General features: G+C 69.3%; 11 protein-coding genes. All 11 read left to right on the top strand.

Annotated features, from left to right (window positions below):
- Positions 1-9 precede the first annotated feature (9 nt).
- Positions 10-1,740, top strand: coding sequence for a UDP-N-acetylmuramoyl-L-alanyl-D-glutamate--2,6-diaminopimelate ligase (locus ACFWBQ_RS20280; protein WP_385490668.1), 1,731 nt, complete (start codon positions 10-12; stop codon positions 1,738-1,740).
- Positions 1,741-1,744: 4 nt separating this feature from the next.
- Positions 1,745-3,166, top strand: coding sequence for a UDP-N-acetylmuramoyl-tripeptide--D-alanyl-D-alanine ligase (murF, locus tag ACFWBQ_RS20285; RefSeq protein WP_385490671.1), 1,422 nt, complete (start codon positions 1,745-1,747; stop codon positions 3,164-3,166).
- Positions 3,163-4,233, top strand: a complete 1,071-nt coding sequence (gene mraY / locus ACFWBQ_RS20290) for a phospho-N-acetylmuramoyl-pentapeptide-transferase (protein WP_385490674.1) — start codon at positions 3,163-3,165, stop codon at positions 4,231-4,233. Before murF ends, mraY begins: the two co-directional genes overlap by 4 nt.
- Positions 4,230-5,648 carry a UDP-N-acetylmuramoyl-L-alanine--D-glutamate ligase gene (murD, locus tag ACFWBQ_RS20295; protein WP_385491057.1) on the top strand — a complete coding sequence of 473 codons (1,419 nt, stop codon included), beginning with the start codon at positions 4,230-4,232 and terminating at the stop codon, positions 5,646-5,648. The genes mraY and murD overlap by 4 nt, the downstream gene beginning before the upstream one ends.
- 115 nt (positions 5,649-5,763) lie before the next feature.
- The gene (gene ftsW / locus ACFWBQ_RS20300) at positions 5,764-7,224 is read left to right on the top strand and encodes a putative lipid II flippase FtsW (protein WP_385490677.1); all 1,461 of its coding nucleotides are present in this window, start codon (positions 5,764-5,766) and stop codon (positions 7,222-7,224) included.
- A gap of 6 nt (positions 7,225-7,230) precedes the next feature.
- Entirely contained in the window at positions 7,231-8,325 is a 1,095-nt protein-coding gene (murG, locus tag ACFWBQ_RS20305; RefSeq protein WP_385490680.1) for an undecaprenyldiphospho-muramoylpentapeptide beta-N-acetylglucosaminyltransferase, read from the top strand.
- 49 nt (positions 8,326-8,374) lie between these two features.
- Complete coding sequence (locus ACFWBQ_RS20310; protein WP_385490683.1) at positions 8,375-9,169, top strand: cell division protein FtsQ/DivIB; 795 nt, start codon at positions 8,375-8,377, stop codon at positions 9,167-9,169.
- 276 nt (positions 9,170-9,445) lie between these two features.
- On the top strand, positions 9,446-10,654 hold the full coding sequence (gene ftsZ, locus ACFWBQ_RS20315) for a cell division protein FtsZ (RefSeq protein WP_385490686.1): 1,209 nt from the start codon (positions 9,446-9,448) through the stop codon (positions 10,652-10,654).
- 17 nt (positions 10,655-10,671) lie between these two features.
- On the top strand, positions 10,672-11,403 hold the full coding sequence (gene pgeF, locus ACFWBQ_RS20320) for a peptidoglycan editing factor PgeF (protein WP_385490688.1): 732 nt from the start codon (positions 10,672-10,674) through the stop codon (positions 11,401-11,403).
- 6 nt (positions 11,404-11,409) lie between these two features.
- Positions 11,410-12,129 carry a YggS family pyridoxal phosphate-dependent enzyme gene (locus tag ACFWBQ_RS20325; RefSeq protein WP_385490691.1) on the top strand — a complete coding sequence of 240 codons (720 nt, stop codon included), beginning with the start codon at positions 11,410-11,412 and terminating at the stop codon, positions 12,127-12,129.
- A 127-nt stretch (positions 12,130-12,256) separates the two neighbouring features.
- Positions 12,257-12,868, top strand: coding sequence for a cell division protein SepF (locus ACFWBQ_RS20330; protein WP_056784116.1), 612 nt, complete (start codon positions 12,257-12,259; stop codon positions 12,866-12,868).
- The last annotated feature ends 1 nt before the right edge of the window (position 12,869 follow it).

Here is a 12,869-nt window from a genome sequence, read left to right on the forward strand (position 1 = left end):
AATGCCTCAGTGACGACCATCACCCCGGATCCCTGGAACCGGAACGAGAAGTACCGCAAACCCGGCCCCTCGCTTCGCGAGAGGCCGGGTCCGCCCGGTACGCTCACCGCCGTGCCCCACGCTGATCAGTTCCAAACCACTCAGAAGGACGCGCCTGTGAACTATCCGGGAGCGCCCCGACCGGACCGGCTCCGGCCGACTTCCCTCGGAGAGCTGGCAGCCCGGCTCGGCGCCGGACCGCAAGAAGCCGGTGAGGTCACCGGCATCACCCACGACTCGCGGGCCGTGCGCCCGGGGGACGTGTACGCGGCTCTGCCCGGTGCCCGCTTCCACGGCGCCGACTTCGCCGCCCAGGCCGCGGGTCTCGGTGCGGCCGCGATCCTCACCGACCCGGCGGGTGCCGACCGCGCCGCCGCCACCGGAATCCCGGTCCTGGTCACCGAGGACCCACGCGGCCGGATGGGCGACATCGCCGCCGAGATCTACGGCCGGCCCGGCGTCGGCCTCCTCCAGATCGGCATCACCGGCACATCCGGCAAGACCACCACCGCGTACCTGGTCGAGGGCGGCCTGCGCGGAGCCGGACGCAGTACGGGCCTGATCGGCACGGTCGAGATGCGCATCGGCGACGAGCGCATCAAGTCCGAACGCACCACCCCGGAAGCCACCGATCTCCAGGCGCTGTTCGCCGTCATGCGCGAACGCGGTGTCGAGGCGGTGGCCATGGAGGTCTCCAGCCACGCTCTGATGCTCGGCCGGGTCGACGGCTGTGTCTTCGACGTGGCCGTGTTCAACAACCTCAGCCCGGAGCACATGGAGTTCCACTCCGGTATGGAGGACTACTTCCAGGCCAAGGCGCGGCTGTTCACGCCGCACCGCAGCAGGCTGGGCGTGGTCAACTTCGATGACGAATACGGCCGCAGGCTGGTCACGGAGGCGTCCGTCCCGGTCGTCACCTTCTCCGCCGAGGGCCACCCGGACGCGGACTGGCGCGCAGGGGACGTCGAAGTCGGCCCGCAGAGCAGCACCTTCACCGTGATCGGCCCCAAGGGCGAGCAGATCACCGCGAAGGCCCCGCTGCCCGGCCCGTTCAACGTCGCCAACACCCTCGCCGCGATCGTCACCCTGGCCGTCGCGGGCGTCGACCCGCAGACCGCCGCCGACGGCGTCGCGGCGGTCCCCGGTGTCCCCGGCCGACTGGAACGCGTCGACGCCGGACAGCCGTACCTCGCGGTCGTCGACTACGCGCACAAGACCGACGCCGTCGAATCCGTCCTGCGCTCCCTGCAGAAGGTCACCGAGGGCAGGGTGCACATCGTGCTCGGCTGCGGCGGCGACCGTGACACGACGAAACGCGGTCCGATGGGTGCCGCGGCGGCCCGGCTCGCCGACACCGCCGTTCTGACCTCGGACAACCCGCGCTCCGAGGACCCCCTGGCCATCCTTGCCGCGATGCTTCTGGGCGCCGCCGAGGTGCCCGTCCACGAACGCGGCGACGTTCTCGTCGACGCGGACCGGGCCGCCGCCATCGCCGCGGCGGTCGCACGCGCCGAACCCGGCGACACCGTACTGGTGGCCGGAAAGGGACACGAGCAGGGCCAGGACATCCACGGCGTGGTACGCCCCTTCGACGACCGTCTGGTCCTGCGCCAGGCCATCGAGCGCTCCAGGGGACGCACGAGCGCCGTGCACGCCCCCGAGGGCCGCGCACACACCCACGAGAACAACAGTCAGGGATGACCAAGTGATCGCCCTTTCACTCGCCGAGATCGCCGAAATCGTCGGCGGGCAGCCGCACGACATACCGGACCGGACCCTCACCGTCACCGGCCCCGTCGTCATCGACTCCCGAGAGGTGCAGCAAGGCGCACTGTTCGCCGCGTTCGCCGGCGAGCGGGTCGACGGCCACGACTACGCGCAGCGCGCCTTCGAGGCGGGCGCGGTGGCCGTGCTCGCCGCCCGCCCCGTCGGTGTTCCGGCGATCGTCGTGGACGACGTCGTATCGGCGCTCGGCACCCTCGCCCGCGCGGTCGTCGAGCGCCTCGGCACGACCGTCGTCGCGCTCACCGGATCGGCCGGAAAGACCTCCACCAAGGATCTGATCGCCCAGCTCCTGGAGCGCAAGGCACCCACCGTCTGGACCCCGGGCTCGCTCAACAACGAGATCGGCCTGCCGCTCACCGCGCTGCGCGCCACCGCGGAAACCCGACATCTCGTCCTCGAGATGGGCGCCCGCGGCATCGGCCACATCCGCTATCTCGCCGACCTCACCCCGCCGAGGATCGGCCTGGTCCTCAACGTGGGAACCGCCCACATCGGTGAGTTCGGCAGCCGGGAGGCGATCGCCCAAGCCAAGGGCGAGCTCGTGGAGGTCCTCCCCGAGGACGGCGTCGCCGTGCTCAACGCCGACGATCCGCTCGTGCGGGCCATGGCCGCCCGCACAAAAGCGCGGGTGGTCCTCTTCGGAGAGGCCCCGGATGCGGACGTACGGGGAGAGAACGTCCGGCTCACGGACGACGGCCGCCCCGCTTTCGCGCTCCACACACCCACCGGGTGCAGCGACGTGACCTTGCGCCTGTACGGTGAGCACCACGTGTCGAACGCGCTCGCCGCGGCCGCCGTCGCCCATGAGTTGGGCATGTCCGTGACTGAGATCGCCGAGGCGCTCTCCGGGGCGGGCTCCCTCTCCCGCTGGCGCATGGAGGTCACCGAGCGTCCGGACGGTGTGACGGTCGTCAATGACGCCTACAACGCGAACCCCGAATCCATGAGAGCCGCACTGCGTGCGCTGGCTGCCATGGGCAGAGCCTCACGGGCAGGAGGGGGACGTACGTGGGCGGTGCTCGGTCAGATGGCCGAGCTCGGCGACGCGTCGCTCGCCGAGCACGACGCTGTCGGACGGCTCGCCGTCCGGCTCAACGTCAGCAAGCTCGTCGCTGTCGGAGGAAGAGAAGCCTCCTGGCTGCAACTGGGCGCATATAACGAGGGTTCGTGGGGTGAGGAGTCGGTGCACGTGTCCGACGCACAGGCGGCCGTCGACCTGTTGCGCAGTGAACTGCGCCCGGGAGACGTCGTGCTGGTGAAGGCGTCCCGGTCGGTCGGCCTGGAAAAGGTCGCCCTGGCACTGCTGGAGAACGCGACCGAGGGCGAGGGCGCCGTCCGATGAGGCAGATCCTCTTCGCAGGAGCCATAGGGCTCTTTCTGACCCTGGTCGGCACTCCGCTGCTGATCAAACTCCTGGCCCGCAAGGGCTACGGGCAGTTCATCCGGGACGACGGCCCGCGTTCCCACGGCAGCAAGCAGGGCACGCCCACCATGGGTGGTATCGCCTTCATCCTGGCGACGATCATCGCGTACGTCCTGGCGAAGGTGATCACCGGCGAGGAGATGCGCTTCTCCGGCGTCCTCGTCCTGTTCCTGATGGCGGGAATGGGCCTCGTCGGCTTCCTCGACGACTACATCAAGATCGTCAAGCAGCGTTCGCTGGGTCTGCGGGCCAAGGCCAAGATGGCCGGCCAGCTGATCGTCGGCATCGCGTTCGCGGTGCTCTCCCTCCAGTTCGCGGACATCCGGGGCAACACCCCGGCATCCACCCGGCTCTCGTTCGTCGAGGACTTCGGCTGGTCCATCGGACCGGTGCTCTTCTGCGTCTGGGCGCTGTTCATGATTCTCGCCATGTCCAACGGCGTGAACCTGACGGACGGTCTGGACGGCCTGGCCACCGGCGCGTCGGTGATGGTCTTCGGTGCGTACACCTTCATCGGGCTGTGGCAGTTCCAGGAGTCCTGCGCCAACGCGAACACGCTGACCAACCCCGAAGCCTGCTTCGAGGTACGTGACCCACTCGACCTCGCGGTCGTCGCCTCGGCGCTCATGGGCGCCTGCTTCGGCTTCCTGTGGTGGAACACCTCGCCCGCGAAGATCTTCATGGGCGACACCGGTTCGCTCGCCCTGGGCGGCGCGCTCGCGGGCCTCGCGATCTGCTCCCGCACGGAGTTCCTGCTCGCCCTCCTCGGCGGCCTCTTCGTGATGATCACCATGTCCGTGGTCATCCAGGTCGGCTCGTTCAAGATGACCGGCAAACGGGTCTTCCGGATGGCACCGCTCCAGCACCACTTCGAACTCAAGGGGTGGTCCGAAGTCCTTGTCGTGGTCCGCTTCTGGATCATCCAGGGCATGTGCGTGATCGTCGGACTCGGCCTCTTCTACGCAGGATGGGCAGCCAAGAAGTGAGCAACGCGGACTGGCAGGGCAAACACGTCACCGTCGCCGGGCTCGGCGTCAGCGGTATCCCCGCGGCCCGCGCCCTCCACGAGCGCGGGGCGCTGGTCACTGTCGTCAACGACGGCGACGACGAGCGCTCCCGCGTCGAGGCCGCAGAACTGGAGGCGCTCGGCATCACCGTGCGCCTCGGCGACGGGGCGACCCTGCCCGGGTCCACCGAACTCATCGTCACGGCCCCCGGCTGGAAGCCCGGAAAGCCGCTCTTCCTGGCAGCCGCCGAGGCGGGCGTCCCCGTCTGGGGCGACGTCGAACTCGCCTGGCGGCTGCGGGGGCCCGACGCCGCACCCTGGCTCGCGGTCACCGGAACCAACGGCAAGACCACGACCGTGCGGATGCTCGCCTCGATCCTGGAGGCGGCCGGCCTGCGCACCGCCGCGGTCGGCAACATCGGCGTCTCGCTCCTGGACGCGGTCCTCGGCGAGGAGACGTACGACGTGCTCGCCGTCGAGCTCTCCAGCTACCAGCTGCACTGGACGCCCTCGCTGCGCGCCCACTCCGCGGCCGTGCTCAACCTGGCCCCGGACCACCTGGACTGGCACGGCTCCATGTCCGCGTACGCCGCCGACAAGGGCCGGATCTACGAGGGCAACCGCATCGCCTGTGTCTACAACGCACAGGACGGCGCGACCGAGGACCTGGTGCGCGAGGCCGACGTGGAGGAGGGCTGCCGGGCGATCGGCTTCACCCTCGGTACGCCGGGTCCCTCGCAGCTCGGCGTGGTGGACGGCATCCTCGTCGACCGGGCCTTCGTGGCCGGCCGCCAGAAGCAGGCGCAGGAGCTCGCGGAGGTCTCCGACATCAATCCGCCGGCTCCGCACAACATCGCCAACGCCCTCGCCGCCGCGGCCCTCGCCCGCGCCTTCGGGGTGGAGCCCGCCGCCGTACGCGACGGGCTGCGGGCCTTCCGCCCCGACGCCCACCGCATCGAGCACATCGCGGACGTCGACCGGGTCACCTACATCGACGACTCCAAGGCGACCAACACCCACGCCGCCGAGGCCTCCCTCGCGGCCTACGACCCGATCGTCTGGATCGCCGGCGGCCTCGCCAAGGGCGCCGCTTTCGACGAGCTGGTGACCGGGGCCGCCAAGCGCCTGAGGGGCGTCGTGCTGATGGGCGCCGACCGGGCGCTGATCCGCGAAGCCCTGGCGCGACACGCCCCCGAGGTACCGGTGGTCGACCTCGACCGGACCGACACTGGGGCGATGTCCGAAGCGGTCCGGGAAGCGGCACGGCTCGCCCGGCCGGGCGACACCGTACTGCTGGCACCGGCCTGTGCCTCGATGGACATGTTCGTCAACTACAACAAGCGGGGCGAGGCGTTCGCGGACGCGGTCCGCCAACTCGTCGCCGAGAGCGCCTGACAGGCCCGGCCTCCACGCCGTACCGTCCGGGAGTCCCGGGGCACGAGCGGCACCGCCGCGGGCCCCGGCGCCCCGGCAACAGCCCCGGGCACGAGCAGTGGAGGGGACAGCGACAATGCCGGCCGACGAGAGCCCAGCCCCTCGCGGAGCGGACCGCTCACGGGTGACCGCCGCGATCAGCCGGGCGTTCACCCCGCTCCTGCTCGCCCAGCCGGCCGACGGGAGCTCCGGGCTCCCCGCGGGACTCGCGCTGCGCAGCAGGCCTGCTGTCGGCTCCCGGCGGCCCCCCGTGCCCCGCAGCGGCACCAGTGGCTCCGGCCCAGGATCCCGGCCACCCCGGTTCGCCGCCGTGCGGCGGATGTACGAGCAGGCGCGCCGGGCCTGGGACCGCCCTCTGACCGCGTACTACCTGATCCTCGGCTCCAGCCTGCTGATCACGGTTCTCGGGCTCGTCATGGTCTATTCCGCCTCCATGATCAAGGCGCTGGAGCTCGCCAAACCCGGCACGTACTTCTTCCGCAAGCAGTTCCTCGCCGCCGTCATCGGGGCCGGCCTGCTGCTGGTGGCCTCCAGGATGCCCGTCAAACTGCACCGGGCACTGGCCTACCCGCTCCTCATGGGATCCGTCTTCCTGATGGTGATGGTGCAGATCCCGGGGATAGGGATGTCGGTCAACGGCAACCAGAACTGGCTCTACCTGGGTGGTCCCTTCCAGCTCCAGCCCAGCGAGTTCGGCAAACTCGCCCTCGTTCTGTGGGGCGCCGACCTGATCGCGCGCAAACATGACAAGCGGCTCCTGACGCAGTGGAAGCACATGCTGGTGCCGCTCGTCCCGGTCGCCTTCATGCTGCTCGGACTGATCATGCTCGGCGGCGACATGGGAACTGCGATCATTCTCACCGCGATCCTCTTCGGTCTGCTCTGGCTGGCGGGTGCTCCCACCCGGCTCTTCGCCGGGGTGCTCGCCTTCGCCGGCCTCATCGGCTTCGTCCTGATCAAGACCAGCCCCAACCGGATGTCCCGGCTCGGGTGCATCGGCGCCTCCGAGCCCGGTCCCGGTGACTCCTGCTGGCAGGCAGTGCACGGAATCTATGCGCTGGCCTCCGGCGGATGGTTCGGTTCCGGGCTGGGTGCGAGTGTGGAAAAATGGGGTCAACTCCCCGAACCACACACCGATTTCATCTTCGCCATCACCGGGGAGGAACTGGGTCTGGCGGGGACGCTGTCGGTGCTCGCCCTGTTCGCGGCTCTAGGCTATGCGGGTATCCGCGTGGCCGGACGCACGGAGGACCCCTTCGTGAGGTACGCAGCGGGAGGCGTGACCACCTGGATCACGGCCCAGGCCGTGATCAATATCGGTGCGGTGCTCGGCCTGTTGCCGATCGCCGGTGTCCCGCTGCCGCTGTTCTCCTACGGAGGTTCGGCCCTGCTGCCGACCATGTTCGCTGTCGGGCTGCTGATCGCGTTCGCGCGAGAGGAACCCGCTGCGAAAGCGGCCCTGGCCATGCGGAGGCCCGGGGTGAGATGGAAGACGATGAGACGGCGCGTCACGAAGCGTCCGTCCGGAGAGCGGTGAATTTCGGTGCATGTCGTACTCGCCGGTGGGGGGACCGCCGGCCACATCGAGCCCGCGCTTGCCCTCGCAGACGCCCTGCGCAGGCAGGACCCGGCCGTGGGAATCACTGCCCTCGGCACGGAACGCGGACTCGAGACCAGGCTCGTACCCGAGCGGGGGTACGAGCTGGCACTGATCCCTGCTGTGCCGCTGCCGCGCAAGCCCACACCTGAGCTGATCACTGTCCCGGGACGGCTGCGCGGCACCATCAAGGCAGCCGAGCAGATCCTGGAGCGCACCAAGGCCGACTGCGTGGTCGGCTTCGGCGGCTATGTCGCCCTGCCCGGCTACCTCGCCGCCAAGCGGGCAGGTGTCCCGATCGTCGTCCACGAGGCCAACGCCCGGCCGGGCCTGGCCAACAAGATCGGTTCGCGGTACGCGCACGGGGTTGCCGTCTCCACCCCGGACAGCAAGCTGCGAGGCGCCCGCTACATCGGCATCCCGCTGCGGCGCACCATCGCCACCCTCGACCGGGCCCGGGTGCGTCCGGAGGCGCGCGCCGCCTTCGGTCTCGACCCCAACCTGCCGACGCTGCTGGTCTCCGGCGGCTCACAGGGCGCGCGCCACCTCAACGAGGTGGTCCAGCGGGTCGCGCCGCTGCTTCAGCGGTCCGGAATCCAGATCCTGCACGTGGTCGGCCCGAAGAACGAATTGCCGCGCATCGACAACATGCCCGGGATGCCGCCCTACATCCCGGTACCGTACGTGGACCGGATGGACCTCGCGTACGCCGCGGCCGACATGATGCTCTGCCGCGCGGGCGCGATGACCGTCGCCGAGCTCTCCGCCGTCGGGCTGCCCGCCGCCTACGTCCCGCTGCCCATCGGTAACGGCGAACAGCGGCTCAACGCCCAGCCGGTGGTCAACGCGGGCGGCGGCCTTCTGGTGGACGACGCGGTGCTCACCCCGGAGTGGGTGCAGGGCAACGTCCTTCCGGTGCTGTCGGATCCGCACCGGTTGTACGAGATGTCCCGTGCCGCCGCGGAGTTCGGGCGAAGGGACGCCGACGACCTGCTCGTCGGCATGGTGTACGAGGCGATTGCCGCACGCCGCCAGGCGTGAGGCGGTGCGGACCCGGGGCGCGCGCCCCGGGTCCGGTGAAGGAGCGAGCGTGGCCGGACCGACGACCGCCCAGCGCGGCACAGTCAAGCGTGCCGACACTCCGGCCCGCCCGCCGCACATCCGTCCCGAAGGGCGTCGGCTGACCGGCCGTACGCGACTGGTCCTGGCCGCACTTGTCGTGGCGCTGATCGCGGCAGGCGGAATCTGGGTGCTCTACGGCTCGCCCTGGCTGCGGGTCGAACAGGTGACGACCACCGGCACCGACGTCCTGACCCGGGCCGAGGTGGAGACCGCCGCCGCGGCTCCGGTCGGTGCTCCGTTGATTTCCGTGGACACCGAAGCCATGGCGGACAGGTTGCGCCAGAAGTTGCCTCGTATCGACTCGGTGGATGTCGTACGGTCATGGCCACACGGCATCGGACTTAAAGTGACCGAACGAAAGCCGGTCCTGTTGGTGAAAAAGGGCGCAAAGTTCATTGAAGTGGACGCGAAAGGCGTGCGCTTCGCAACTGTGGACAAAGCGCCGAGGCGCGTACCTCGGCTGGAACTGGTACCGGATCGGTCAGCGAGTCTCCGCCGCTTCGGAAGTGACCGTCTGTTGCAGGAAGCAGTCCGGGTGGCGGGCGGACTTCCGGGACATCTGGCCGGGGAGACCGAGGTCGTACGGATCGTGTCGTACGACTCCGTCGTCCTGGAGCTGACCCGGGGGCGCACCGTGATGTGGGGCAGTGGTGAGGAAGGGCCCGTGAAGGCGCGAGTCCTCGTAGCACTCATGAAAGCGGCTCCCAAAGCGGGGCACTTCGACGTGAGTGCACCCACCGCCCCGGCCGTATCGACGAGTTGACGCACATTTGGCCTGGCCAGCACCCTGGTTGGTCAGCGCTACGGGTGATCACATAGGGTGAAAAGAAAAACGGGAGGTTCGGCGTGTTCGTTGAACGTGCGCCACTTGTCGACTTAGTGTCCTGTTCAGAAGAGTCCAAGAAGCGGACACACTGGTAACCCTAAACTTCAACGTTAGGGTTTGGGTCGGCGTTCGGACCGTCCCAATCGGCATCCGTCGTCGCGGCGGGACTACCGCGAAGCGACGACACGTAACTCGAGGCGAGAGGCCTTCGACGTGGCAGCACCGCAGAACTACCTCGCAGTCATCAAGGTCATCGGTGTCGGCGGCGGTGGTGTCAATGCCATCAACCGAATGATCGAGGTCGGTCTCAAGGGCGTCGAGTTCATCGCGATCAACACCGATGCGCAAGCACTGTTGATGAGCGACGCCGACGTCAAGCTCGACGTCGGCCGTGAACTCACCCGTGGCCTCGGCGCCGGGGCGAACCCGGCCGTCGGTCGTAAGGCGGCAGAGGACCACCGTGAGGAGATCGAGGAGGTCCTCAAGGGGGCCGACATGGTCTTCGTCACCGCCGGAGAAGGCGGCGGCACCGGCACCGGCGGCGCACCCGTCGTGGCCAACATCGCTCGCTCGCTGGGCGCCCTGACGATCGGTGTGGTCACCCGCCCGTTCACCTTCGAGGGCCGCCGACGGGCGAACCAGGCGGAGGACGGCATCGCCGAGCTCCGTGAAGAGGTCGACACCCTCATCGTCATTCCCAACGACCGACTGCTGTCCATCTCGGACCGCCAGGTCAGTGTGCTCGACGCGTTCAAGTCGGCGGACCAGGTGCTGCTCTCGGGCGTCCAGGGCATCACCGACCTCATCACGACCCCGGGTCTGATCAACCTCGACTTCGCCGACGTCAAGTCGGTCATGTCCGAGGCCGGATCGGCGCTCATGGGTATCGGATCGGCCCGCGGCGACGACCGCGCGGTGGCCGCCGCGGAGATGGCGATCTCCTCGCCGCTCCTCGAGGCGTCCATCGACGGTGCCCGCGGTGTCCTGCTCTCCATCTCCGGCGGCAGCGACCTCGGTCTCTTCGAGATCAACGAGGCCGCGCAGCTGGTGAGCGAGGCGGCCCACCCGGAGGCGAACATCATCTTCGGCGCGGTCATCGACGACGCGCTGGGCGACGAGGTGCGGGTCACCGTGATCGCCGCGGGCTTCGACGGCGGACAGCCGCCGACCCGTCGCGAGACGGTTCTCGGAGCGGGTGCCGGCAAGCGTGAGGAGTCGGTGTCGCCGGCCAGGACCGCCGAACCGGTGCGCCAGACGGGCGGACTGGGCTCCGTGCCCACGCGCGAGGAGACCCAGGCGCCGGTCGAGCCGGTGGCGAACGAGAGCTCGCTGCCGCCGGTCTCCCCGCCGCATGTCCCGACGGCCCGTCCGTATCAGGACACCCAGGCCGAAGAGCTGGATGTACCGGACTTCCTGAAGTGATAGGTCCGCACCACGCGGTGAAGACCGCAGTGTCTTCGACGGGCGGCGCCCATTTCGCCTTCACCGACAGGTGGGGCGGAGTGAGCGCCGCTCCGTACGAGGAGCTCAACCTCGGCGGTGCGGTCGGCGACGGCCCCGCCGCCGTCCGCGAGAACCGCGAACGCGCCGCCCGTTCCCTCGGCCTGGATCCGGCGCAGGTCGTCTGGATGAACCAGGTGCACGGGCGCGAGGTGGCCGTCGTCGACGGGCCCTGGGGCGACGCCCCCGAGATCCCGGCGGTGGACGCGGTGGTGACGGCCCGGCGCGGACTCCCGCTCGCGGTACTCACCGCCGACTGCACGCCCGTACTGCTGGCCGACCCGGCCGCCGGTGTGGTCGCCGCGGCCCATGCGGGCAGGCCCGGACTGGTCGCGGGTGTCGTGCCGGCCGCCGTCGAGGCGATGATCGCTCTCGGCGCCGAACCGTCCCGGATCGTCGCGCACACCGGACCGGCCGTCTGCGGGCGGTGCTACGAGGTGCCGGCGCAGATGCGCGCCGAGGTCGCGCAGGTCGTTCCCGCCTCGTGGTCGGAGACCGGCTGGGGGACGCCGGCGGTGGACGTGACCGCGGGAGTCCACGCCCAGCTCGACGCCCTCGGCGTGAGCGACCGCCACAGTTCGCCGCACTGCACCCTGGAATCCGGCGACCACTTCTCGTACCGCCGCGACCGCACCACCGGGCGGCTCGCCGGATATGTCTGGTTGGACTGATAGGACATGACGGATCGCAGGTCCCAACTCGCGGCAAACCTGGCACAGGTGGAGGAACGCATTGCTTCCGCCTGCGCCACGGCAGGCCGCAAGCGGGAGGAAGTGACCCTGATCGTGGTCACCAAGACCTACCCCGCGAGCGATGTGCGGATCCTGCATGAACTCGGTGTGCGTCACGTCGCCGAGAATCGTGATCAGGACGCATCACCGAAAGCCACCGCTTGTGCGGATCTGTCGCTCACATGGCACTTTGTCGGACAGTTGCAGACGAACAAAGTTCGCTCCGTGGCTGGTTATGCCGATGTCGTGCAGTCGGTGGACCGGATCAAACTGGTCACCGCGCTCTCGGCGGCCGCGGTGAAGGGCGGCCGGGAGCTCGGCTGCCTCATCCAGGTCGCCCTGGACGCGGAGAGCGGCGAACGCGGTGACCGGGGAGGCGTCGCACCGGACGCGATCGAGGAGTTGGCCGCTGCGGTGGACGCGGCACCGGGGCTCCGGCTCGGAGGTCTGATGACCGTAGCCCCGCTCGCCGGACCGTACGCGGGCCGGCAGCGGGCCGCGTTCGACCGGCTGATGGAATTCTCATCCCGCCTGCGCGGGAACCATCCGGCTGCGAACATGGTCTCTGCAGGGATGAGTTCGGATCTTGAGGACGCGGTGGCGGCCGGAGCGACACATGTACGCGTCGGTACGGCGGTACTCGGAGTCCGACCCCGGCTCGGGTAACGTCGCGAAGCAAGTCGGACCACAGCAGAAAATATGGTCATTCCCGCTCGAAGCGGGCAGGCCGGAGTGGATCTCGGGCACTTGGTGACACGAATGCCGATCCACCACAGAGCGGAGGACTCGGAGCATGGCCGGCGCGATGCGCAAGATGGCGGTCTACCTCGGCCTCGTGGAGGACGATGGGTACGACGGTCCGGGGTTCGACCCCGACGACGAATTCGAACCCGAGCCGGAGCCCGAGCGGGACCGGCGGCGGCACCAGCCCGCGCATCAGGTGGAGCGGGAACGGGACGAACCGGTACGAGTGGTGCAGCCGCCGGCGCAACGTGAGCCGGTTCAGCTCCCGGCGGAAAGCGGACGACCCGCCCGAATCGCCCCCGTGGCATCCATCACACCTGACCGCCCGAACATGGAGAAGAACGCACCGGTGATCATGCCCAAGGTTGTGTCCGAGCGGGAGCCCTACCGCATCACGACGTTGCACCCCAGGACCTACAACGAGGCCCGTACCATCGGGGAACACTTCCGTGAGGGCACTCCGGTGATCATGAACCTCACGGAGATGGACGACACGGATGCGAAGCGACTTGTCGACTTTGCCGCAGGCCTCGTGTTCGGTCTCCATGGCAGCATTGAAAGGGTGACGCAGAAGGTGTTCCTGTTGTCGCCTGCTAACGTCGATGTCACGGCGGAGGACAAGGCCCGCATCGCAGAGGGCGGATTCTTCAACCAGAGCTGAG

This window comes from Streptomyces sp. NPDC060035 (assembly GCF_042736635.1).
Classification (GTDB): domain Bacteria; phylum Actinomycetota; class Actinomycetes; order Streptomycetales; family Streptomycetaceae; genus Streptomyces.

What these genes read in the sequence shown, in the direction of transcription:
- mraY (WP_385490674.1), top strand. Translation starts at nt 3,163, where the DNA reads ATGAGGCAGATCCTCTTCGCAGGAGCCATAGGGCTCTTTCTGACCCTG.
- ftsW (WP_385490677.1), top strand. Translation starts at nt 5,764, where the DNA reads ATGCCGGCCGACGAGAGCCCAGCCCCTCGCGGAGCGGACCGCTCACGG.
- ACFWBQ_RS20325 (WP_385490691.1), top strand. Translation starts at nt 11,410, where the DNA reads ATGACGGATCGCAGGTCCCAACTCGCGGCAAACCTGGCACAGGTGGAG.
- ACFWBQ_RS20330 (WP_056784116.1), top strand. Translation starts at nt 12,257, where the DNA reads ATGGCCGGCGCGATGCGCAAGATGGCGGTCTACCTCGGCCTCGTGGAG.